This window comes from Arthrobacter sp. NtRootA1 (assembly GCF_019976975.1).
Lineage (GTDB): Bacteria > Actinomycetota > Actinomycetes > Actinomycetales > Micrococcaceae > Arthrobacter > Arthrobacter aromaticivorans.
Genome location: NZ_AP024630.1, coordinates 1835410 through 1858437, shown reverse-complemented (window position 1 = coordinate 1858437; position 23028 = coordinate 1835410). Strand labels below are relative to the sequence as shown.

At 62.5% G+C, this 23028-nt stretch carries 16 protein-coding genes; 6 read left to right on the top strand and 10 right to left on the bottom strand.

Features of this window, described 5'->3' with window-relative positions; genetic code table 11:
• Positions 1-2: 2 nt before the first annotated feature.
• The gene (locus LDN90_RS08490; RefSeq protein WP_216923064.1) at positions 3-728 is read right to left on the bottom strand and encodes a DUF5998 family protein; all 726 of its coding nucleotides are present in this window, start codon (positions 726-728) and stop codon (positions 3-5) included.
• Positions 729-809: 81 nt separating this feature from the next.
• Complete coding sequence (locus tag LDN90_RS08485; RefSeq protein WP_223948653.1) at positions 810-3497, bottom strand: bifunctional GNAT family N-acetyltransferase/acetate--CoA ligase family protein; 2688 nt, start codon at positions 3495-3497, stop codon at positions 810-812.
• Positions 3498-3551: 54 nt separating this feature from the next.
• On the opposite strand from LDN90_RS08485, the gene LDN90_RS08480 reads away from it, so the two are divergent.
• Complete coding sequence (locus LDN90_RS08480; protein WP_223948652.1) at positions 3552-6077, top strand: DNA topoisomerase IV subunit A; 2526 nt, start codon at positions 3552-3554, stop codon at positions 6075-6077.
• A 114-nt stretch (positions 6078-6191) separates the two neighbouring features.
• Here the strand turns inward: LDN90_RS08480 and LDN90_RS08475 are convergent, their stop codons facing one another.
• Positions 6192-6575 carry a VOC family protein gene (locus tag LDN90_RS08475; RefSeq protein WP_216923059.1) on the bottom strand — a complete coding sequence of 128 codons (384 nt, stop codon included), beginning with the start codon at positions 6573-6575 and terminating at the stop codon, positions 6192-6194.
• 128 nt (positions 6576-6703) lie between these two features.
• Between LDN90_RS08475 and LDN90_RS08470 the strand changes: the two genes are divergently transcribed.
• Positions 6704-7222, top strand: a complete 519-nt coding sequence (locus LDN90_RS08470; protein WP_216923057.1) for a DinB family protein — start codon at positions 6704-6706, stop codon at positions 7220-7222.
• Between the two features lie 10 nt (positions 7223-7232).
• Here the strand turns inward: LDN90_RS08470 and LDN90_RS08465 are convergent, their stop codons facing one another.
• From LDN90_RS08465 to LDN90_RS08450, 4 genes are read right to left on the bottom strand one after another with little or no spacing between them, the layout of a single operon-like run.
• Positions 7233-8243, bottom strand: coding sequence for a GNAT family N-acetyltransferase (locus LDN90_RS08465; RefSeq protein WP_223948651.1), 1011 nt, complete (start codon positions 8241-8243; stop codon positions 7233-7235).
• Between the two features lie 9 nt (positions 8244-8252).
• The gene (gene cydD, locus LDN90_RS08460) at positions 8253-11675 is read right to left on the bottom strand and encodes a thiol reductant ABC exporter subunit CydD (RefSeq protein ID WP_223948650.1); all 3423 of its coding nucleotides are present in this window, start codon (positions 11673-11675) and stop codon (positions 8253-8255) included.
• A gap of 7 nt (positions 11676-11682) precedes the next feature.
• The gene (gene cydB, locus LDN90_RS08455) at positions 11683-12759 is read right to left on the bottom strand and encodes a cytochrome d ubiquinol oxidase subunit II (RefSeq protein WP_216923051.1); all 1077 of its coding nucleotides are present in this window, start codon (positions 12757-12759) and stop codon (positions 11683-11685) included.
• Between the two features lie 17 nt (positions 12760-12776).
• Positions 12777-14369 (bottom strand): cytochrome ubiquinol oxidase subunit I, encoded by a 1593-nt coding sequence (locus LDN90_RS08450; protein ID WP_223948649.1) that lies wholly within the window; start codon positions 14367-14369, stop codon positions 12777-12779.
• A gap of 280 nt (positions 14370-14649) precedes the next feature.
• Between LDN90_RS08450 and LDN90_RS08445 the strand changes: the two genes are divergently transcribed.
• The 3 genes from LDN90_RS08445 (at position 14650) to LDN90_RS08435 (ending at position 17408) form a co-directional block, all read left to right on the top strand.
• Positions 14650-15036, top strand: coding sequence for a BlaI/MecI/CopY family transcriptional regulator (locus LDN90_RS08445; RefSeq protein ID WP_189016115.1), 387 nt, complete (start codon positions 14650-14652; stop codon positions 15034-15036).
• A gap of 5 nt (positions 15037-15041) precedes the next feature.
• Positions 15042-16043: a M56 family metallopeptidase gene (locus LDN90_RS08440; RefSeq protein WP_223948648.1), complete on the top strand. Its 1002-nt coding sequence runs from the start codon at positions 15042-15044 to the stop codon at positions 16041-16043.
• Between the two features lie 123 nt (positions 16044-16166).
• Positions 16167-17408 carry an MFS transporter gene (locus LDN90_RS08435; RefSeq protein ID WP_223948647.1) on the top strand — a complete coding sequence of 414 codons (1242 nt, stop codon included), beginning with the start codon at positions 16167-16169 and terminating at the stop codon, positions 17406-17408.
• Between the two features lie 2 nt (positions 17409-17410).
• On the opposite strand, the gene LDN90_RS08430 is transcribed toward LDN90_RS08435, so the two are convergent.
• Positions 17411-19519, bottom strand: a complete 2109-nt coding sequence (locus LDN90_RS08430) for a DNA topoisomerase IV subunit B (RefSeq protein WP_216923045.1) — start codon at positions 19517-19519, stop codon at positions 17411-17413.
• Between the two features lie 220 nt (positions 19520-19739).
• On the opposite strand from LDN90_RS08430, the gene LDN90_RS08425 reads away from it, so the two are divergent.
• Positions 19740-19961, top strand: coding sequence for a hypothetical protein (locus LDN90_RS08425; RefSeq protein ID WP_021473125.1), 222 nt, complete (start codon positions 19740-19742; stop codon positions 19959-19961).
• Positions 19962-20133: 172 nt separating this feature from the next.
• Here the strand turns inward: LDN90_RS08425 and LDN90_RS08420 are convergent, their stop codons facing one another.
• Together LDN90_RS08420 and LDN90_RS08415 are read right to left on the bottom strand one after the other, a co-directional pair.
• Complete coding sequence (locus LDN90_RS08420) at positions 20134-21453, bottom strand: RNA polymerase sigma factor (protein ID WP_216923043.1); 1320 nt, start codon at positions 21451-21453, stop codon at positions 20134-20136.
• A gap of 244 nt (positions 21454-21697) precedes the next feature.
• Entirely contained in the window at positions 21698-22966 is a 1269-nt protein-coding gene (locus LDN90_RS08415; protein WP_223948646.1) for a DUF4192 domain-containing protein, read from the bottom strand.
• Between the last annotated feature and the right edge of the window lie 62 nt (positions 22967-23028).

Below are 23028 nucleotides of genomic sequence, written 5' to 3'. Positions count from 1 at the left end.
CCTCAACGCTGGTGTCCGCGGCTCAAGCGGTTGCTGAAGACCCCCGAACGTGGCCGCGGCGCGGGGATGCCGGTGTGTGGGACGGGTGTGGGATTTGCCGTGTTCACGGCACGAAGGGCGCGCGCGAAGACCTTGGCGTCCTGGACCGCTTGGAGGCCGTCCGCTTCGGCACTGATGCGCAGGACGATGTCCTCCTGCGCGATGGTTCCGGTGTATCCGTGGTCCGCTTCGCACTGCGGATCACCGCAGCTTGCCGGGCCCATGTCCAGGCGCTGCCCACCGGACCAGGCAATGGACACCGTCATTTCCCGAACGGGATCCGACGGCTTGTAGTCCTGCGGCTGCGAATACATGTAGCTAAGGACCACAGAACGGATCTGCGCCACAGGTACTGACTCCGTGGAAATCTGGGCGACGATCTGTTCCCCGGCTTCATCCAACTGCTGATCGTCAACGTGGGTGATCACCAACATGTCTTCCGTGAGCACCAGCACGGTGATGTGACGGCGAACTTCGGCGCGATCAAAGTGCGTCTCAAGGTGCACCAGGTGTGACAAGCAATCGCGGCCATCCAAGGCGTCATCCACGACGTCGGCCACCAGCCGGGGGTAGAAACCAGCCTGTTGGAGCGCTTGGTCCAGGCTCTGTCCCTGCAAGCTGTGGTTATGGGCGCTGTGGGGCCCGGCATTGGACGGACGGGACTGAGGCGTCGGAGACTGGGTGCTCATTCACCCATTTTCACAGATCCACTGGGGACTTCCTAACTGCCGGCTTCGCCACTGGGCTGGTCGCTGGCGTGCAGGAAGCGCCTATCCACGCATTGCCCTGCGAGCGCTGTCGGTGCGCCTGGCCGCGTTTCCTATCCACACATCGGCGCCCAGAATCGTTGCACCGGCAGGGCCGGCGAGCACAGGGTTGAACTCCACCAAGGCAATTCCGGGGTGGTCATCCTTGAGTTTGGCCAGTCTGGCGGCGATGTCCTCAAGGGCAGGCACGTCCACGGCGGGGAGGCCTTGGTAGCCGAACAGTTTTCTGGAGGCCCGCGGTGAGCGGATGAGGTCGTGCAGGTCAGCCGCGGACAACGGTGGGACCCGGTGCGCCCAATCGTCCAGCAGATTCACTGCATCCCCTGCCAAACCGAATGACACCACTGGGCCCAGCAAGGGATCCTCCATGGCGCGGAACGTGCACGCCTGGCCTACTGGGGCCATTGCCTGAACTTCAAGGGATGGCGAACCATAAGGTTCCAGTGCCCGCTTCATTTGTGCGATGTTCTGCAGCAAGGAGTCTGCATCCTGGATGTCCAACCGGACGCCGCCCAGGTCCAAACGGTGCCTCAGGGCGGGATCTGTGGTCTTCAGAACCACTGGCCAGCCCACTCGTTCGGCTGCTTTAACGGCGTCCTCCGGTGTTCCGAAGCCGATTGTCGGCACCACGGCAATACCGTAGCCAGCGAGTAACTCTGCGGCAGCACCGGCGTCGAGCTTGCGGAGTTTCTCGCCTGTCACGCCGGTCAGCATCCTGGCCAGGGTTTCCTGGGTCCCTTCGGCGTCGCAGCCACCGGGCTCGACAAAAAGGCCTTGGTCGCGATCCAGCCATTGGGCGTAGCGGACGATTGCGGCCAGGGCGCCTACGGCGGCACCTGCATTTGAATAGCAGGGCAGTAACGCACCATCGGCGCTGCCTACCATTCCTTCCACGGGGATGGAGGGGTCCAGAATGCCTGTGAACACAGCCACCACAGGCTTGCCGGCCTCCGCCGCGCACTCGGCCAGGACTCCGGCCAGCGCTTCTACTGTGAGTCCACGCGCAGGCAGGAGTGCGGCCACGATGGCGTTGACAGATTCGTCCGCGAGGCTTGCCTGCAGGCTCGCCCGGAGCGCTGGAAGGGCGAGCGACATGCCGGCGTCGAGGTCCACGTCCGTCACCATCCGGTTGACATCAAGCCCAAGGGGTCCCGCACTGTCAGCGACGACCTTGGCCAAGGCGACGGAATTGGAGTAGACAGCCAGACCGGGGCCGGCGGGCAATGCCTGGGAGGAGACGATCTGGGCGATGTCCATCAATTGCTCGATGGTTCCCACCCTGATGACCCCTGCCTGCCTCATCATTGCGTCCACTGCGGCGGCGGGTGCCTGGGTGGTCCGGACTTCATGTCCGGGCGGAAGGCGGAGGCCCGTGACATCGGATTTTGCGACGATCACTGGTTTGCTCCGGGACAGCCTGCGGGCAAGCCGGGAGAACTTACGGGGATTCCCGATTGACTCGAGGTAGAGCCCCACAGCGGAAGTATCGGCGTCGTCCTCCCAGTACTGCATGGCGTCGTTGCCCGAGACATCCGCGCGGTTCCCGGCGCTGAGAAATGTGGACAGACCCAACCGGCGCCGCCTGGCCGCCGCGTAGACGGCAACACCCACGGCGGCAGACTGGCTGAAAAGGCCCAGTCCCCCGCGGGGTGGCATGCTCGGAGCCATCGAGGCGTTCAGGGATACAGCAGGATGGGTGTTCAGTATCCCCAGGGACTCGGGCCCAATCACCCGCATGCCATTGGCCCGGGCGCGCCGCACCAACTCATGTTGGCGCGCAAGGCCCCTCTCGCCGTCATCGGCAAATCCGGCGGTTGCCACCACGATTCCCTTGACGCCTGCTGCTGCGCACTCGTCCACTACTTTGGGAACTTCCTCGTAGGGAACTGCGATGATCGCCAGCTGCACGGGCCCGGGGATCTCCGATAAGCGTGCAAAGGAGATCATACCGGCGAGCTCGAAGGCCTCCGGGTTGACCGCATAGACGGGGCCCTCAAAGCCACCCTCAATAATGTGTTCCAGGAGTTGGTAGCCGACTGTCCCCCACTTGCGGCTGGCCCCAATGACGGCCACCGACGACGGCGCCAGTAGGTCGCGCACGCTGCGCGCCTCTGCGCGGTGCTCACGCGATTCCATGACGGCCCGCGATTTCTCGGTGGGGTCGATATTGAACTCGACGCTCACCACGCCGTCGTCAAACTGGCGTTTGAGGTCGTAGCCGGCGTCGGCGAATACCATCAGCATCTTGCGGTTTTCCGGTAGAACCTCGGCTGTAAAGCGGCGGATGCCGTTTTCGCGGGCGGCAGCCGCCAGGTGTTCAAGGAGGATCGAGCCGATGCCGCGCCCCTGATGGGCGTCGGAAATGTTGAAGGCGACCTCCGCCTCTGTGGGGTCATCGAGCCGGTCGTAGCGGCCAACGCCCATGATTTCACCGCCGATGGTGATGACGAATGCCACCCGGTTCACATGGTCCACTTCGGTGAAGCGCCGCACTTCCTTGCCGGAAAGCTTGGGCTTGAAGGAGAAGAACCGCATGTAGATGGAAGCCTGCGATTGCCCGGCGTGGAAGGCCTGCAGGGCATCGGCATCCTGGGGCCGGATGGGGCGGATGTGGGCTGTTCCGCCGTCACGCAGGACGACATCGGCTTCCCAATATTCCGGATAAATGCCGACGTCGGGCTGATCCACCATAGGCTTAGCCTAGCTAAAACATCCGCAGTACATCTTTAAGGATCCACCGACCCCATGGCCCGCAGCCAAACTTCCGCACGCAAAGGCGAGCCCCTCGGCGACTTCACCGAGAACATCGTCGACATCGACGTCACTTCCGAGATGGAAGGCTCCTTCCTGGAGTATGCCTACTCGGTGATCTATTCGCGCGCCCTCCCGGACGCGCGTGATGGCCTGAAACCGGTTCAGCGCCGCATCCTGTACATGATGGCGGACATGGGCCTGCGTCCGGACCGTGGCCACGTCAAGAGTGCGCGCGTCGTGGGCGAAGTCATGGGAAAGCTCCACCCGCATGGTGATGCCGCGATCTATGACGCCATGGTGCGTATGGCCCAGGACTTTTCCCTCCGCCTGCCGTTGATTGACGGCCACGGCAACTTTGGATCGCTCGACGACGGTCCTGCCGCCCCGCGTTATACGGAGGCGCGCCTGGCCGCCGCCGCGCTGACGATGACGGACCACCTTGACGAAGACGTGGTGGATTTCGTCCCCAACTACGACAACCAATTGACGCAGCCTGACGTCCTTCCTGCAGCGTTTCCCAACCTGTTGGTTAACGGCACTACGGGCATTGCAGTGGGCATGGCCACCAACATGGCTCCGCACAACCTTGTTGAGGTCATTGCCGCCGCGCGCCACCTGATCGCAAATCCTGATGCCACGCTGGATGACATCATGAAGTTCGTCCCGGGTCCGGACCTTCCCACGGGAGGCCGCATCGTGGGCCTGGACGGCATCCGTGACGCCTATGCCACGGGCCGTGGTTCCTTCAAGACACGCGCCAAGGTGGAAGTGGAGCAGCTGTCTGCCCGCCGCACAGGCCTCGTGGTGACGGAGCTGCCCTACATGGTGGGCCCGGAAAAGGTCATCGAAAAAATCAAGGACGCCGTCAACGCCAAGAAGTTGACCGGCATCAGCGATGTCGTGGACCTCACGGACCGCAACCATGGCCTGCGCCTGGTCATCGAGCTGAAGAACGGTTTCAACCCCAACGCCGTCCTCCAGCAGCTGTATCGCTATTCGCCCATGGAAGATTCCTTCGGCATCAACAATGTCACCTTGGTTGACGGCCAGCCGCAGACTCTTGGCCTGCTGCAGCTCCTGCAGGTTTACGTGGACCACCGTCTGAACGTGGTCCGGCGGCGGACGGCGTTCCGGTTGGGCAAGAAGAAGGACCGCCTGCACCTGGTGGAGGGCCTGCTGATCGCGATCGTCGACATCGACGAAGTCATCCAGATCATTCGCTCCTCTGATGAAGCGTCCGCAGCCCGTGAACGGCTGATGTCCATCTACGACCTCACCGAGATCCAGGCCAACTACATCCTGGAACTGCGCCTACGGCAGCTGACCAAGTACTCCCGCCTTGAATTGGAGAAGGAGCAGGACGAGCTGCGCCGCGAGATCGAAGCCTTGGAGGCCATCCTTGGCTCCGACGAGCTGCTCCGCGACCTCGTTTCCGGTGAGCTTGCCGAAATCGCCACCAAATACGGTACTCCCCGACGCACCGTGCTCCTGGAGTCCGAGGCCGTCTCACCCACGGTCGCCGCGGCCCTTGCAGCTGCGGTACCGGGACCCAAGGGCAAGGCCGCAGCCCTTCCGCTCGAAATCCCGGACGACCCCTGCTGGGCCCTCCTCAGCGTATCCGGACAGATCGCACGGACAACCAACCAGGAACCGCTGGCCGAGGCTGGTCCGCGGGCGAAGCACGACGTCTTCCGTTCTGTGGTGAAGACCACGGCCCGTGGCGAGATTGGCGCCGTCACTTCCCTGGGCCGGATGTTGCGCCTACAGGTCATGGACATGCCTGTCCTACCCCCTGTAAGCGGCCTTCCAAACCTGGCCGGTGGAGTGCCGGCCAAGGATTTCATCACCCTGGTCAAGGGCGAGACGTTGGTTGCGTTTGTTCCGTTGGATGCCATCCTTGCCATCGGAACCGTACAGGGCGTAGTGAAGCGTGTTCAGCCGGAGTACCCGCTGAACCGTGAGGACTGGGAAATCATTTCCCTTAAGGACAAGGACACCGTTCTTGCCGTGGAACCCGCGCAGGAGGACGACGTCGAACTCGTCTTCGTGACCAAGCAGGCCCAATTGCTGCGGTTCAGTGCGTCGAACGTGCGTCCGCAAGGCCGGACCGCCGGTGGCATGGCGGGCATCAAGCTCGCCGATGGCGACGAAGTCATCCACTTCGGTACCGTCCGCGCAGACGATCCAGCCGCCGTCGTTGTCACTATTGCAGGAACCAATGGCGCGCTGCCGGGCACGGCCCCGGGGACCGCGAAGGTGACGGCATTCGAAGAGTATCCGTCCAAGGGGCGCGCCACCGGCGGTGTCCGCGTGCATCGCTTCCTCAAGGGCGAAGACACCCTGCTCCTTGCGTGGGCCGGACACGGGCCGGCAAAGGCGTCATCGGCCGCCGGTGTTGCCAGGGCACTGCCGCACGAGCACGGCCGCAGGGACGGGTCGGGCGTGCCGCTGTCCCAGCCAGTGGAGGCGATCGGTCCGAGCATGGCCTGGGCTGAAACGTCAGTGTCTGCCGAGTAAGCCAGCGGCCAACGACGGCACGGGAACAGTAACAAGGCCGGCGGTTGCAGACCGCCGGCCCTGCTTCTTGCCTTAGCCTGGCAAGCTGCCCCTGTCAGGCCACTTCCGGCTGGGTTAGCCGTTTTGGTTGATGCTCAGTATGTTTCCCTCTGAGTCCAGGAACCAAGCTGCTGCGCTTCCGTCCGGCATCGTAGCAATGCCGTTTTCAGTCTTCAGGCCCGGGAAATCGTAGTCCTCGAACTTGACACCCTTCCCGCGGAGTTCTTCCATCGTGGCCGCGACGTCACTGACCATCCAGCCCATCTGGGTATTCTTGGCGGTCCCTGCGTTGGATGTTTGGTAGATGAAGAATCCGGTCCCGTCTCCGCACCTGTACTGAAGGTTGTCCTCGGCGTCTGGATTTTCTGGTTCGAGTCCGAGTTTCTCGCTGTAGTACGCGCGGGCCCGGGCAATATCCGATGCCGGAAGAACGGCACCCACTTGCTGATCCTTGAGCATGTTTTTCTCTTTCCGACTCTCTCCCCGGAGCGAACTTTACTCCTGGGCGGCAACGAAGTCAGTGGCAAACAGATGCAGGTTTTACCCCTTGCCTGAGATTGCCAGCGGTGACCCCTTAGACTGGCGACATGCCGATCATCCCTGACGAAAAAGACTGGACATGGGTGCTTTCAAGGCCCTGCCCCGAATGCGGCTTTGACGCCTCCACCGTGACGCCTTCCACTGTCCCGGGCACTGTGCTCAATATGCTTCCGAGGTGGCGCGCCGTCCTGCGCCGCGAGGACGTCGCAGTACGCCCGAACGATCACACGTGGTCTCCCCTGGAGTATGCATGCCACGTGCGCGATGTCTTCAGCCTTTTCGATAAGAGGCTGAACCTGATGCTGAGTGATGACAACGCCGAATTTGCCAATTGGGATCAGGACCAAGCGGCCATCGACGGCGAATATGGACGTTCGGACCCCCGGACCGTCTCTGACGAGTTGATCGCGGAAGGTGAGCAGATCGCGGAGTCCTTCGCACGGGTGGTGCAGGATGAATGGCAGCGTACAGGGCGGCGAAGCAACGGTTCTGAATTCACTGTGCTCACGTTCTCGCAGTACTTCCTGCACGATGTTGTCCATCACCTCCACGACGTTGACGGCTAAGCGCGACTGGCTATAGCCTCTTCTCCCACGTCATGCTCCGGTTCACGGGGCTGTAGCCCATGCGCAAATAGAGAGCCAGCGCGCCCGTGGGATTGGCGGAATCCACATCGAGTGACGCAATGTCCATGCCTGCGTCCGCGAAACGCCGCAGGGCGTCGGCCAGAAGGGCTTGCGCTATTCCCCTTCCACGGAAGGCGCGCCGCACACCAAGGAGTTCCGTATAGCCCTCCTTGAATCCCCTGTCCGCTGCAGCATCGGCATCGTAGCTGGCGAGTTGGTATCCTGCTACCTCGCCAGTCGCGGAATCAACCACCACGGCGCTCCAATCGGGCCGTGCTGTGGGTTCCTCAACGGTGAACCGCCATGATTCCTCGTCGCGTGGCTCGCTTCCCCAGTGGTCCCTGAAGGCATCGTTGTGGGCAAGGCGAACCGGTTCGTGGAGGGAGGCGTCCAATGTCCGCAGCTCAAGTCCCGGTTGGAGGCTGGTGTCGGGCGCGGGTACGGACAAAGGCCGGTGCATCTCATTGAACCAGCGGACGATGCCGTAGCCCTTGGCTTTCAGCAGTTGCGCCTGGTGACGGTGCTGTTCCTCGGTCCTGATGCGAAGACGTGGCGGGGCGGTGATGGCTCCTTCCGCGGCGTCGGATTGGAACCGGATGCGTGTCTGTGCCTCTTGCCAGGCAAGGACTGCTGAGCCGATGCCTCGGCGTTGCCAGTCCGGGTCCACGCAGCCGATGCCGAGCGCCTTGTCCCCTCCTGGGTTCTTCGTGATTCTCCCGTACGCGCGGGCAACGCCATCCGCATCGAATCCCAGAAGCGTGTTGGTCCTGGGATCATTTTTGGTGGACTCCAGGACGTGGACGAGGTCGCCACGCTTTTCGAACCAGACAGGATGCTCGACGGCGGCAGTCCGGGCGATCAGTTCCGCCCAGTTGTCGAGGTCCGCAGTTGTGGCAGGCCGCCACTGCAAGCCCGTTTGGCTGGCATCGGGCTGAATCAGGGGTGGAACCTCAGAAGGCATGCCAACAGGCTACTGGGGAGTAGGCACTCTCACCAGTTCAGCCGCGCTGGGGAGTTCAAGCCTGGCATCGGCTGGATCGATGTCCTCAGGGTTGTGCGTCACCAACACCACCGTGACGTTCCGCAAACCTCGGCGAAGGGTGGCCATCATCTCGCGTGCAGCTGCAGCGTCAAGGTGCGCCGTAGGCTCATCCAGCAACAGCACACGCGCGCCCGTCAGGAGTGTCCTGGCCATCGCGAGGCGCTGCCGCTCACCACCGCTGAGGAATGCCCCGGCTGATCCAATACGCGTGTCGAGCCCTTCCGGCAAAGAGTCCACCAACACGTCAAGTCCCACGTCCTTCAAGGCCTGGTGCATTTCCTGTTCGTTGGGCTTCTTCGCCGCGGGCCTCGCCAGGAGGAGATTACCCCGGATGGTGGAGTCGAAGAGGTGGGCTTCCTGCGGACACCACGCCGCTGTCCCTGTGAGCATTGCCCTGCCTTCCTTCACAGGAAGGAAGCCCAGCAGGACGGAAAGAAGCGTCGATTTGCCGGCTCCCGACGGGCCGGTGACTGCCAGCCATCGGCCTGGCCCGGCCTCAGCGGTAACTCTTGAGAACACCGCGGGGCCATCTGGCCATGCTGCGGCAATTCCATTCAACTCCAGCCCCGCCTTGCCATCGCGGTCAGGCAAAGGGTGCGTACCGGCGTCGTGATCTGCGTTGTCCGCATCGGCGGGGGCGGACAACGCGCCGGTAGCTGCTACCCGCCCCAGGACGTCTGCGAGCGCAGGGCCTTGGCGGACGGCGGAAACGGTTGTCGCAAAAGGCTCCACAAGGGCCAGTTGCATGAGCACAATCACGGCAACCAGGGCAGGAGCGGCGGAACCATCCTGAACGGATTCAGCGCCCAGGAGTGCCGCCCACAGGGCAGCGAACGAGCAGGCCAGGACGGTGACGGCCTGGCCGAGACCTTCCGCCCAGGCAGAACGTTGCGCCGAAACAGTAGCGGCACGATCCTTGTCCCTGAGTGCGGTCAGGATGCGTCCGGCCACCCCGTTGGCGGTTAGTTCGGCGCGGGCATCGAGGGCGGCCGCAACACCGCGGAGCACCACCGAGCGCAGCTGTTGTTCGGCCTTGGCGGCGTTCCGGTCAGCGAGTACGGCAAGGAGCGGCGCAACAATGAGTCCCGCTACGGTGGCAGAGGCGACGGCGGGCACGGCAACGGGCAACACCATGGCAGTCGCGACGATGGCCGCAGCGCCGACGCCCGCGGCAGTCAACGGCGGGAGCGCGACCCTCGGGAGAAGGTCCCTGAGCCTGTCCACGTCGTCCACGATCGAGCCCAGGACGTTGCCACCCTGCAGAAGACGGCGAAGTGAGAGTGCACGGCGGCTCAGGGTGGCCCAGAGCGCCCCGCGCAGGCGTGTCATCGCAGCGAAGACGGCGTCGTGGGTCAGCAGACGCTCGCAGTAGCGAAGGACGGCCCTGCCGATGCCGAAGAAACGCACACCAACGATCGCTCCCAGAAGGTAGAGAATGGGTGGCTGTTCGCTGGCCCGGATGATGAGCCACCCTGACAGGCCGGACAGGGCGACCGCGAAAAGTGCGGCGAGGACTCCCACCAAGCCCGCCGCGGCGAACTTGGCCTGAACAGGCCGGAGGACCAGTGCGAGCCGTTCCACGTTGGGAAGCCATCCCTGGTTGAAGGCTGTGTGGAGGGCCCCGTTCTGCGCTTTCAGGCCGCCTGCGTTCGCCTCGGCTGTGACAGCAGGGGAGGACTGATACGTGGTGGTTGAACCGACGGCCGGGGTAGATGCAGCACTTCGTTCCGCTACGTCAGCGGGCCCCTTTGCTGCGGTTAAGTGCTCCACCCGGACAACGTGGTCGGCGAGCGCCCTGGTGCCGGAGTCGTGTGCTATCAGGATTACGGTGGCAGAGCCTCTAAGGGACGTGATGGCCGAGCGGACAACGCTGGCTGAGTAGTGGTCCAAATGTGCGGTGGGCTCGTCCAGAAGCAGCACGGTAGCACCGGACTCGAGCCGGGCCAGACCACGGGCAAGGGCCACGCGCCGCAACTCCCCCGGGCTGAGTTCGGCAGGGTGCTTGGCGGCGAGGTGGTCCGCTGAGACCCTCCGCAGGATGCTCGCCACAGCGTGTGCGGTATCCGCTGTCCGTTCCCGGCCAAGGTACAGTTCCATCTCCTCCTGCACGGTGTCGGCCACCATTACAGGGTGTTGCGGCACCCAGGCCACGGTACCCGTTGCTACGCCGGTTACGGTGCCGGTCACGGATGCGCTGGGGCCCGGCCCGATATGGCCGGCCAGGGCACCCAGGACTGTGCTTTTTCCGGCGCCGCTGTCTCCATCCAACGCCGTGACCGAGCCTGCGGGGGCGGTGAAGTCCAAACGCTCGACGGCGGGTGCGGACCGTCCCGTATAGGTCACGGTGAGGCCTTTGACCACGATGTCGGCCAGCCCAGCGTGAGACGTCACGTTGTCGGTAAGACGCTGGTGAGTGGGGGCCTTCAACACGGTGTTGGCAGTTTCCAAGGCCGCCCTGCCGTCATCGCTGGCATGGTGTGCGGTACCGAGCTCACGCAGGGGCAGGTAGCAGTCTGGAGCGAGGATCAGTGCCAAAAGCCCGGCTTCCAGGGCCATGTCCCCCGCAACCAGCCGTACGCCGATGAAGACCGCTACGACAGCGACTGAGATTGTTGCTATGAGTTCCAAGGCAAGGGCTGAGAGGAACGCCGTCCGGAGCGTGACCATGGTGCGGCTGCGGTACTGCTCGGAAATGTCTTCAAGTGCTTCGCGTTGCTCGCTGGCCCGCCCCAAACCCACGAGCACAGGCAGGCCTTTGGCAAGTTCAAGGATGTGCCCGGACAATCTGCGCAGCGTGGTTTGGGCGTCCCTGACGCTATCTTCCGTGTGGCGGCCTATCAGGATCATGAACAGCGGCACCAAGGGAACGGTCAAGACAATGACAACGGCGCTCACCCAGTCGGCAAACAGTATCCGGGCGCCGATGAGCAGCGGAACGGTGGCGCAGTTCACCAAGGCCGGCAGGTATTGGGTGTAGTAGTCATCCAGTGCGTCCAGGCCCCGCGTGGCGAGGATCGCCAGCCCGCCGTCGTTTGTGCCCTCAACAGCACTTGTTCCACCCGTGTCCAGTGAGCGCTTGAGAAGTTGCGACCGCAATTCCTCCTTGACCCCCAACGCGGCACGGCGCGACGCAACGCCTTGGCCCCAGACGGCCAAGGACCGTAGCACCGCTCCAACGGCCCCCCACACCAGCCCGCTGGTCCAATCGGAGGGACTTCCGGCCAAACCGGCCAGTGCACCCGCCACCGCCTGCGCCATGAGCACCAGCGAAAGTGCCTTGAGGGCTGAGAGCAGGCCTATTCCGTAGAGCGCGGATCGCGTGGCCGGACTGGAGGGGAACACGGGCTTCATGACGTGGCTAGGCTCCCGGGTTGGAAGGGCTGGTGTTTTCCTTGGCAACCAACACCTTGGCGGCGATGGCTGGAAGGAAACCGTGGGCTTCGGGAATGTGCGCTGAGCTGACACGGCGCCGGAACACCCAGTATGTCCAGGCTTGGTAGGCAATAACCAAGGGAAGTCCCACCGCCGCCACGATGCTCATCAGGCCCAGCGTGTAGTCGGAGGAGGAAGCATTGGAAATGGTCAGGCTGAACGCGGGATCCATGGTTGAGGGGATGACCACCGGGAACGCGGCTCCGAAGATCGATGCCGTGGCGCACACCACGAAAGCTCCGATCGCGGCGAACGCCCGGCCCTCGGACCCGTTGCGGGCCCACTGCCAGGCCAAAACAACTGACGCCACTCCAGCCACCACAATGACCCAGGTCCAGGCCTTGCCGCTCAGGAACTGCACCGCAACCATCCAGGCGAGCATGGGCAGGACGGCAACCGGCACCAGCCGCACAAACCAGCGGCGGGCACGCAGCCGCACCTCGCCGTCGGTCTTCAACGCCAGGAAGGCCAACGCGTGAACCACAGCGAACGCGACAACCCCGAAGCCACCCAGGAGGGCGTAGCCGCTGAACCAGGCGAACGGGCCGCCGCTGCGGTCCCCATTGGCATCCAGTGGCAACCCGGTGGTGGTCAGGGCCAGGGCTGCGCCGATGCCAAAGGCGGCCACAAAGGATCCAACGGCGATTGCCCAGTCCCACGTGGTGCGCCAGCGTTCAGTGTCCACCTTGCCCCGGTATTCGAAGGCGACCGCGCGGAAGATCAATGCCACCAGGACGCACAGGAGCGGAAGATAGAGCGCCGAGAACAACGAGGCGTACCACAGGGGGAAAGCTGCAAACGTGGCTCCGGCTGCAGTGAGAAGCCACACCTCGTTGCCGTCCCAGACGGGGCCGATGGTATTGAGCAGCACGCGCCTGTCCGTGTTGTTCCGCGCAAACAGCTTCATGAGCATGCCTACCCCGAGATCAAAGCCCTCGAGGAAGAGGTAGCCGGTCCACAGTACTGCGATGGCCACGAACCAGATGGTTGGCAACAATTCCATTGTCTGTTCCTCTGTTTCTAGTAAGCGAACGCCAGGACGTCGTCGGCTTTGTCGGGGCCGGGTGCGCCGTCGTCGTCCTTGCCACGGTCCTCGCCCTTGGTGTGGGCGAGTTCGGGCATTGCCGAGGCGACGCCGCCACGGACGTACTTGACCAGGAGCTTGACTTCCACCACCAGCAGGACCGCGTAGATGGCGGTCAGCACAACCAGGGAGGTCATGAGTTCGCCGGCACTGACACCGGGTGAGACGGCAGCAGCGGTGAACATGAAGACCTGGTCAATGCCGTTCATATCAGGGTTTGGGGCTACGACGAAGGGTTGCCGGCCCATCTCCGTGAAGATCCAGCCAGCGGCGTTGGCCCCGAATGGTGCCAGGATTCCGAAGACGGCAAGGCGCATGAGCCACTTTGACCCAGGGATGACGCCCTTGCGGGTAACCCATAGCGCTATCAGCGCTGCCAGGGCGGCGACGCCACCGAAGCCGATCATCATCCGGAAGCCCCAGTAAGTGACCTCCATGACGGGCACGTACTGGATTTCCTGCCCGGCCCGGTCACCATAGAGCGGGTTGTCCGGCAAGTGCGTGCCGTACTTCTCCTTGTACTCACCAAGCAGGCTGTTCACGCCCTTCACCTCGGTGGTGAAGTCGCCTTTGGCGAGGAAGGAAAGGATCCCGGGCACTTCGATGACAGCCACAATGTCGTCACAGTTCTTGGCGCCCAGGTTGCCGACGCTCAGTACGGAAAAGCCGGTGCCGTCGTGGCATGCTGCCTCCGCGGCAGCCATTTTCATGGGCTGCTGCTCGAACATGAGCTTGCCCTGCAGGTCTCCGGTGAGGGCGGTGCCGGCAAAGGAGATCATCGCCACCACGGCGCCGATCCGAAGGGAACGGATCCATACGGTGTAGTCACCCTTGTCGCGGCCCGGGATGTTGGCCTCGCCGGCGACCAGCCGGCCGTCCGCGCCAATTACGTCAATGCCGTCATGGCGACGGCGCCACAAGTGGTACCAGGCGATGCCGAGCAGGAAGGCACCGGCAACACCAAGGGCACCGAACAGAGTGTGCGGTACGGCAACCAGCGCAGTGTTGTTGGTAAAGACCGCCCAGGCGTCCGTCATGACGGGCCGGCCATCCACCATCTCAACGCCCACAGGGTGCTGCATCCACGAATTGGCCACGATGATGAAGTAGGCGGAGAAGACGGAACCGATCACGGCAATCCAAAGGCATGCCAGGTGGACACCGCGCTTGAGTTGCTTCCAGCCAAAGATCCAGAGTCCAAGGAAGGTGGACTCGACGAAGAAGGCCAGAAGGGCTTCGAGGGCCAGCGGTGCGCCAAAGACGTCACCAACGAACCGGCTGTATTCGCTCCAGGCCATGCCGAACTGGAATTCCTGGACGATGCCGGTTGCCACACCCATGATGAAGTTGATGAGGAAGAGCTTGCCCCAGAACTTGGTCATCCGGAGATACTCGGGCTTTCCCGTGCGGTACCACAGGGTCTGAATGACGGCCACCACCAGGCCAAGGCCGATGGTAAGGGGCACCATCATGAAGTGGTAGACGGTGGTGATCCCGAATTGCCAGCGTGCGATTTCCAAGGCGTCCATGGCTGTCCTTTGTCCGGCGGCCCGAAGTGCGGTGCGCTTACTTCTACGTTGCGTAGAAAACTATTGTTCTACACAGTGTAGAACAAGTAGCCGAACCACATGCCCATTCTTCAAGTGGCGTTACGCACCTGCAAGGGTGAATCCACATCCGCGGCGCGCCGATAGTTCTACCTCACGTAGAATGAAGGCCTGAAAAGCGGTAGATTTATTGTGGAATGTTGGATCATCGCTCCCGGGTTGCGGCTTTTGCCACCGGGACGCGGAAGGTAGGGAAGTATTGATGGCGAGTCTTGGGGAACTGGAACGGGCAGTGATGGACCTGCTCTGGGCGGGTCAAGAGGCTGCAACTGCCAACACCCTGCGTGATCTTCTCGCGCAGGACTCCGAAGCCGGCGACGGCACAGCAGGACACCAGGGCAAAGACCTGGCAGTGACCACCGTCCTGACCGTGCTCTCCAGGCTGGAGAAGAAGGGCCTGGTGGAACGCGAACGCGGCACCCGCCCACACCGCTACCAGGCCGTTTCGAGCCGTGCTGACCACACTGCGGAACTCATGCACGAAGTCCTTGGCTCAGCTCCCGACCGCGAAGCAGTCCTTGCCCGCTTCATTGGCTCAGTCTCCGAAAGTGAAGCCGCTACCCTGCGCAAACTGCTCGGCTACAATTAGCCAGTATGTTCTGGACCTCATACTTCCTGGCGGTCCTGGCTTTGATACTGGCGTGGCCGGTACCCGTTTTGCTTTCGCGCGCGCAATGGCCTGCCCGCTCCCCATTCACCGCAATGGTCCTCTGGCAGGCCATTGCCCTCGCAGGTGGCCTGTCCATGATCGGCGCAATGCTGGTCTACGGACTGGAACCGACCGGTGACAACCTCATTGCGGGTCTCAGGAGCCTGGCCGGCATGGTTTTCAACAATGAGCCAACCACAGTGCTGGGCTTCTGGCACCTCTTCGCCCTGTCTGCGGCCGCACTCTTAACGGCGCACTTGGTGTTCACCCTGCTGTTGACTTACTACAAGATTGAACGACAACGCGGGCGACACCGCGAATTGCTCACGCTTCTGGCATCACCCTCGGACGACGGCCCGGGCACCGTAGTGATCAACCACGACTCCCCTGTGGCCTATTGCCTGCCCGGCGGCGCACGTTCGGTGACAGTATTGTCCGACGGCCTCATGGCCGCCTTGGAACCTGCGGAGTTGCGGGCTGTGCTCATCCATGAAAACGCCCATCTTTCCCAGCGTCACGATCTCCTGCTCTGGGCGTTCGCAGCATGGCGGCAGGCACTCCCCTGGTTCCCCACCACACGGCTTGCCCAGACAGCCGTGAACTCCCTGATTGAAATGCTTGCGGACGACGTCGCGCTCAGGACCGAAAGCAAAGGCACGTTGATCAAGGCCATCGCCATAGTCTCCAGCGGGTCCTCAACGCCAGGGCCGGGCGGCCAGCCACTCAGCCCGCGGGCGCTCAGCGGCGTGGGCGCCGTCGTCGAAGGCGGCAGCATCAGCGCCACCGGCGGGGCAGATTCACCGCGTACGACGGCGTCACGCGTCAGCCGCCTTCTCTCACCAGAGCCTCCGCTCGCCACCGCTCTTCGCGCCCTGGTCTTGGCCACGTCCGCCTTGCTCCTCGCCGTACCCACGGGACTCCTTATTGTCCCGGGGATGCTTGGTTAAGGACGAAAGTTTCCGCAGGGGCACGGTGCTGGATCCTTTAGGGAAGAGTGGCGTCATGGACCAACGACGAATACCCCTCCAAAGCGGTCACGACCAACGCCCATTTGCCTTAGATTGAGAGGCGTGAACGACGACAAGTCACGCCTGAGTGCAGACATATCCCCCAGCCGCCGATGGCCCCTCTATGCGGCCGGCTTCACCACCGCATTTGGAGCCCACGCCGTGGCCGCCGGACTTGGCGCCGAAAGCGCGGACATCGGTTTGAGCCTGCTTGGCCTGGGCGTCCTGTTGGCCCTGTACGACATCGCGGAAGTCTTCCTCAAACCGGTCTTTGGGGCCGTCAGCGACCGCATCGGGCCCAAACCCGTGATCGTCGGAGGGCTCCTGGCCTTCTCAGCCGCGTCCCTGATCGGATTGTGGGCCGACGAACCGTTCATGCTGGCCGCAGCGCGTCTTGGCCAAGGCATGGCTGCCTCGGCATTCTCGCCGGCATCTTCTGCAGGCGTTGCCAGACTGGCAGGCAAACATACCGGGCGCTACTTTGGCCGCTATGGTTCATGGAAGGGCCTTGGCTACGCGATCGGTCCTCTGTTGGGCGCTGTCGCGATCATCGCAGGCGGGTTCAGTCTGCTCTTCCTTATCCTCTCCTTTGTGGGCTTGGCCGTAGCCGTCTGGGCGATCATCACGGTGCCGCGCTTGGCTCCCCTGCCCCGCCCCAGATACACCATCATTGATGTCTGGAAGCAAAGTACCGAGCGATCATTCCTTGGACCTACCGTGGTGTTGGCGGCCTCTACTGGCGCCTTGGGCGCAGCAGTAGGCTTTCTCCCGGCGCTGGCCGCACGCGAAGGGCTCGGCACCGCCGGCAGCGTCGCCGTCGTAACGGTATTGGCCTTGGCGTCATCGCTGGTCCAGCCAAGGATCGGACGATTGCGGGATCGGGGAGTCCTCGCAGACCGGCCGGGCATGGTGGCCGGTCTGCTGGCCATAGTCCTTGGCGTACTCATCGCCGGCCTTCTACCCGGAGCACTGGCTACGGACGGCGCCATGTATCGCGCCGTCCCGATCTACTGTGCTGCCGTTTTTATCGGCTTGGGAATTGGCATTGCCACCCCACTGGCATTCGCGCACTTGGCCGATGCGACTCCCGCGGAACGCCTCGGCCGCACGATGGGTTCGGCTGAACTTGGCCGGGAGCTTGGCGACGCCGGCGGTCCCTTGTTGGTGGGAGGGGTTGCCGTAGCCGCGGGTCTCCCTTGGGGCCTGGGTGCGCTGGCTCTGGCGGTAGGAGCAGCGGCCTTTGCGGCACCGGCTTCCGCGGCTTCCGCCTCCGTCACGAAAACGGGCCGGAAACCGCGGGTCTGAACCTAGGCGTCGATGCGTTCCCGGTCCAGCGTCGCTGCCCCTGCGATGATGAATTCCTTACGAGGCGCGACGTCCGAGCCCATGAGGAGATCGAAAACCTCTTCAGCACGCTGGGCACTGTCGATACCCACCTTCCGAAGGGTCCGGTGGCGCGGGTCCATAGTGGTCTCGGCGAGCTGCTGTGCGTCCATTTCGCCCAGGCCCTTGTAACGCTGGATGGGCTCCTTGTAGCGCTTGCCCTCCTTGGCCAGATTGGCCAGAAGAACATGCAATTCTGCCTCGGAGTACGTATAGATCATCTCGTTGGCCTTCTGGCCCGGATTGATGACCTCCACGCGGTGAAGGGGCGGAACTGCGGCGAACACCCGACCCTCCTCGACCATGGGCCGCATGTAGCGGAAGAAGAGCGTCAGCAGCAGCGTGCGGATGTGCGCGCCGTCGACGTCGGCATCCGTCATCAGGATGACCTTGCCGTAACGCGCTGCATCAAGATCGAAACTCCGACCTGAGCCTGCGCCGACAACCTGGATGAGTGCAGCACATTCTGCGTTGGAGAGCATGTCCCCTACAGACGCCTTCTGGACATTAAGGATCTTGCCGCGAATAGGAAGCAGGGCCTGGAAATCCGAAGACCGGGCCAGCTTGGCAGTACCGAGCGCGGAATCGCCCTCAACGATGAAGAGTTCGGATCGCGCCACGTCATCAGTGCGGCAGTCGGCAAGCTTGGTGGGCATCGAGGAGGTTTCCAGTGCGTTCTTTCGGCGCTGGGTCTCCTTGTGCACCCTGGCCGAAATGCGCGACTTCATCTCCGCCACGATCTTTTCCAGCAACAGCGCCGACTGTGCTTTGTCATTGCGGTTGGCAGAGGACAACCTGCTCGAAATTTCCTGCTCGACCACCTTGGCGACGATGGCGCGAACAGCCGACGTGCCGAGGATTTCCTTGGTCTGGCCTTCGAACTGTGGTTCGGCCAAGCGGACGGTGAGCACGGCGGTGAGGCCGGCCAGGACGTCGTCTTTCTCGATTTTGTCGTTGCCTGCCTTCAGCTTCCTGGCGTTCGTTTCTACGGCCTTGCGGAAGGTTTTCAGTAGGGCTGCCTCGAAGCCCGCCTGGTGCGTCCCGCCCTTGGGGGTCGCGATGATGTTGACGAAGCTGCGCATCGTGGTCTCGTAACCGATCCCCCAACGCAAGGCAATATCGACTTCGCAATCGCGCTCAACTTCGGCGATCTTGCTGTGCCCGTTTTCGTCAAGGACAGGGACAGTTTCTTTGAACTTCCCCGAGCCGTGGAGGCGCCACACGTCAGTCACTCCGGAGTCGGCCGCGAGGAACTCTACAAATTCCGAAATGCCGCCGTCGTGGTGGAAGACTTCCTCATGCACACCGTTCTCACCGGGGGTGCCCGCGAGCTTGCGCTCATCGCGGACAGTGATCTTCAATCCGGGGACCAGGAACGACGTCTGGCGTGCACGCGATGTGAGGTCATCGTAAGAGAACTTGGCATCGGGAGTGAAGATCTGGCGGTCGGCCCAGTACCGCACCCTTGTACCGGTGACCCCGCGTTTGGCCTTGCCAACTACGTCCAATACAGAGTCTTCAACGAACGGCTCAAAGGGCGCGTTGGGGCTGGGCTTGGCGCCGGAATCAATGAAACGTCCCGGCTCACCACGGCGGAACGACATCTGGTACGTCTTGCTGCCACGATCGACCTGAACATCCAGCCGGCTGGACAAAGCGTTGACCACGGAGGCGCCCACGCCATGGAGGCCGCCGGAGGCCGTGTAGGAACCGCCGCCGAACTTGCCGCCTGCGTGCAGCTTCGTGAAGACAACCTCGACGCCGGACAGTCCCGTCTTCGGTTCGACGTCAACAGGGATGCCCCTGCCGTCGTCATGAATCTCGACCGAATTGTCTGCATGCAAAATGACTTTGATGTCATGCCCGAAGCCGGCCAGGGCCTCATCAACAGCGTTGTCGATGATCTCCCACAGGCAGTGCATAAGGCCACGGGAGTCGGTGGAACCGATGTACATGCCCGGGCGCTTGCGAACGGCTTCCAGGCCCTCCAGGACAGATAGATGCCGGGCGTTGTATTCAGAACTCGGTGCCACTCGCGGTGTGCTCCTTCGGGGTATATCTCAAGGCAAACACTGCCCATCTTAGGCTAGTCGCGGTCCCCCATCGGCACCGGTTGCCACTCCCGGAAACCGGCATTCTACTTCGTTACGTTACGCACATGTGATACGCGGACAGCGAAAGTGATCCATCCTTGCCATGGTTCTGCTCCGAATACTGGTTATATGGATGTACAGAACTACTAAGGAGGCCGACATGACAACAGCAGTTGCAGACCGCACACTGAACGCAGCTGACCGATGCGATCGTTGCGGGGCTCAAGCATATGTCCGCGTTGTACTCGAGTCCTCCGGCGGTGAGCTGCTGTTTTGCGGCCACCACGCACGCGCAGTTGAGGCCACGCTTCGGCCCCTGACCTCCGACTGGCACGATGAGACCGAGCGCCTCAACGAGAAGGCACCCGTTCCGGTCGACTAGACAGGGCTGACGGTAAGGCTGGACACTCTCCTGCCACATCACTTCGAGCAAGAACAGGGCTCCTCCCATCCGGGAGGGGCCCTGTTTAGTTTGAAGCCAGGATGCCCCAAAAAAAGGTAACGGCCCGATCGGATAGTCCGATCAGGCCGTTAACGTTTGTGAGTGGACCTCTTTAATCCAGGTAGTCCCGCAGGACCTGCGAGCGGGACGGGTGCCGCAGCTTGGACATGGTCTTGGATTCGATCTGGCGGATGCGCTCACGCGTAACGCCATAGACCTTGCCGATTTCGTCTAAAGTCTTAGGCTGGCCATCGGTCAAGCCAAAGCGCATTGCTACGACTCCGGCCTCACGCTCGGACAGTGTGTCCAGAACCGAGTGCAACTGCTCTTGGAGGAGCGTAAAGCTCACGGCATCAGCCGGAACAACAGCTTCAGAATCCTCGATGAGGTCACCGAACTCGGAGTCGCCATCCTCACCCAACGGCGTGTGGAGCGAAATCGGTTCACGGCCGTACTTCTGGACCTCCACGACCTTCTCAGGCGTCATGTCCAGTTCCAGCGCCAATTCTTCAGGCGTGGGTTCACGGCCCAGGTCCTGAAGCATCTGCCGCTGCACACGGGCGAGCTTGTTGATGACTTCCACCATGTGCACCGGGATGCGGATGGTGCGGGCCTGGTCAGCCATGGCGCGGGTAATGGCCTGGCGGATCCACCACGTGGCATACGTGGAGAATTTGAAGCCCTTGGTGTAGTCGAACTTCTCCACCGCGCGGATGAGGCCCAGGTTGCCTTCCTGGATGAGGTCCAGGAAGAGCATGCCACGGCCGGTGTAGCGCTTGGCCAAGGAAACGACGAGGCGAAGGTTGGCTTCGAGCAGGTGGTTCTTGGCCCGCTTGCCATCGTGGATAACGAATTCAAGTTCACGCTTGAGCTTCGGGTCCATGGAACCGTCGTCGGCGTTGATCTTCTCTTCAGCAAACAGGCCGGCTTCGATACGAAGCGCCAGATCGACTTCCTGTTCGGCGTTCAGCAAGGCGACCTTACCGATTTGCTTCAGGTAGTCCTTCACCGGGTCAGCCGTGGCACCGGCCGACATGACCTGCTGGACAGGGGCGTCGTCGTCATCGGCGTCCGAGTAGACGAATCCGGATCCGGAGGGCGCTGCCTTGTCTTTGCCGGTTACGGCGCCGTCCTCGACATCGTCGTCTCCGACTTCAACTTCCTCAGCTGCTGCGGGATCGAAATCCTCGTCCTCGACAGCCACTTCTTCGGTGTCGGCCTCGGGATCCGAAGACTTGTTCGCGGCTTCAGCCGCGGCCTTGGCGCCGGGCTTGGGTCCACGCTTCTTTGGTGCCGGCTTGTCAGAGGTGTCCTCTGAGGCCTTGGTGGCAACACGTGTCGCCGCACGCTTTGCCGAAGTGGCCGCCTTGTTTTCCTCAGCGGACAGTTCGGCCTGGGCGGCGGGTTCCTTCTCGACGGAAGACGGGGTCACAGAAAACCTTTCTAGCGGCGGTCTGTGGAATCACCATGCGGGCAACACCACTATGACCCTGTCAAGTCCGCGATCAATTTCAAATGCGATCGCCGTCTGCAGAGTCACTATGTACAACTGCCAACGACACCGTAATGTTCCCGGATTCCGGGCCCATTACGGGCATTCAAACGCGGACCCAACCGGGTCTCGGCATCCATTGTCTCACGGTTTTATGAATCCCACGCTTGATGAAGCGTAATGGCTATCGAAGAGATCCTTTATAGGTCCCCCAGGCGGACTCGGGACGACTTGCCCAGTCGCAGATGCTGCCGTGCCCCAGAATCTCGTCCAGCAATGCGGCGAGCCTGTAACCGGGGCTGGCCGAATTGGCATGCATAAGGCAAGCGTGTGCAGAGGACCCACTCCCCTTGCACCAGGCAATCCAGCCTTGCAAGGTCAATGCAGCTGCAGCAATTTCCCCCATTTCTCCTTGGACGTACAGGTACGACAAGACGCGCTGCAGGGCATCAAGCTGCCCCCAGTCGGGAATAGCTGGTTCAATGCCTAGAAGGATGTCTGCGTAGGCATAGATGCTGAGCATCCCGTTTGATTCAAGGGCCGCCCCAGCCCCTTCATGGGTGTCGGTTGGGGGCAATGCCAACTCTCCGGCGTCGAAGGGAAGTGGCTCAGAGCCATCATCGCTACTGCACAATCCGAACGCTGCTGCCCCTGCCTTAGCGGAACCGGTTCCGGCAGCCGCCATGATCATGACAGCGTCCCGCCATCCGGGCACAGCAAGGGTGGACCTGAGGAAGCCCGCGAGTTGCGGCGTGAGCAAATCTACGGTCTCGCTGTCGGGACGGATGCGGGCATTGTCCAGCACCTGACGCCACACCGCCAGTACGGCATCAAGGCACCTCCCACTGCGCCGTGACGTTCGCATCCGTTGTGCAAAATCCGACTCGGCTTCCGACACTGCGGGATCGAGGGCACCCGGACGTCCCGGAACGGGCGGATTTTGCTTACTCCTTGGAGAAGCTCCGATGGTACTGCCTCGATAGACCATCTCTGCGCTGAGCCGGCTGTTCCGGATTCGTTCTATCGGCAGGCCCGGCGCCGGGCAGCATTCCTGGTCGAAGCAGAACGCGCCGCGCCAATACTCAGGACCAACCAACCACGCATCCCGGACAGGCAAATCAGCGTGGCCAAGTGTTTCCTGAAGTTCAGCCAGCAGTGGGAGTGTTTTGGTGACAACCATGCCGTCCTCCCAACCGTCGCCGGTGTAAAGGGCAAGCACCACGCCGTCGGCAAGGGTGTCCGCCGCTAAGTAATGAAGTACGTGCTCCGCAAAATCAGCAAGCATGCGGTTAGAAGCCCGGGCAGGCAGGTCGACGCGGAGAGCGGCTCCGAGCATTTTCCCCTGCATCGTGATGGCCACAAGGCTGTCCTCAGGCCAATAGCCCAACAAATGCGGGATGTAACCCAGGATGTCTTCTGGTTGATGAATGCTCAGCGTCTCTTTGGTGGTCATGCTTCAAGCTTGGGCAACACCACTGGCTGAAAACAGAGACCATCACGCTTATGTGGATAAAG

Excerpts from the sequence above, each read along its gene's own strand:
- LDN90_RS08490 (WP_216923064.1), bottom strand. The coding sequence starts at position 728 with ATGAGCACCCAGTCTCCGACGCCTCAGTCCCGTCCGTCCAATGCCGGG.
- LDN90_RS08485 (WP_223948653.1), bottom strand. The coding sequence starts at position 3,497 with ATGGTGGATCAGCCCGACGTCGGCATTTATCCGGAATATTGGGAAGCC.
- LDN90_RS08480 (WP_223948652.1), top strand. The coding sequence starts at position 3,552 with ATGGCCCGCAGCCAAACTTCCGCACGCAAAGGCGAGCCCCTCGGCGAC.
- LDN90_RS08475 (WP_216923059.1), bottom strand. The coding sequence starts at position 6,575 with ATGCTCAAGGATCAGCAAGTGGGTGCCGTTCTTCCGGCATCGGATATT.
- LDN90_RS08470 (WP_216923057.1), top strand. The coding sequence starts at position 6,704 with ATGCCGATCATCCCTGACGAAAAAGACTGGACATGGGTGCTTTCAAGG.
- LDN90_RS08465 (WP_223948651.1), bottom strand. The coding sequence starts at position 8,243 with ATGCCTTCTGAGGTTCCACCCCTGATTCAGCCCGATGCCAGCCAAACG.
- cydD (WP_223948650.1), bottom strand. The coding sequence starts at position 11,675 with ATGAAGCCCGTGTTCCCCTCCAGTCCGGCCACGCGATCCGCGCTCTAC.
- cydB (WP_216923051.1), bottom strand. The coding sequence starts at position 12,759 with ATGGAATTGTTGCCAACCATCTGGTTCGTGGCCATCGCAGTACTGTGG.
- LDN90_RS08450 (WP_223948649.1), bottom strand. The coding sequence starts at position 14,369 with ATGGACGCCTTGGAAATCGCACGCTGGCAATTCGGGATCACCACCGTC.
- LDN90_RS08445 (WP_189016115.1), top strand. The coding sequence starts at position 14,650 with ATGGCGAGTCTTGGGGAACTGGAACGGGCAGTGATGGACCTGCTCTGG.
- LDN90_RS08440 (WP_223948648.1), top strand. The coding sequence starts at position 15,042 with ATGTTCTGGACCTCATACTTCCTGGCGGTCCTGGCTTTGATACTGGCG.
- LDN90_RS08425 (WP_021473125.1), top strand. The coding sequence starts at position 19,740 with ATGACAACAGCAGTTGCAGACCGCACACTGAACGCAGCTGACCGATGC.
- LDN90_RS08415 (WP_223948646.1), bottom strand. The coding sequence starts at position 22,966 with ATGACCACCAAAGAGACGCTGAGCATTCATCAACCAGAAGACATCCTG.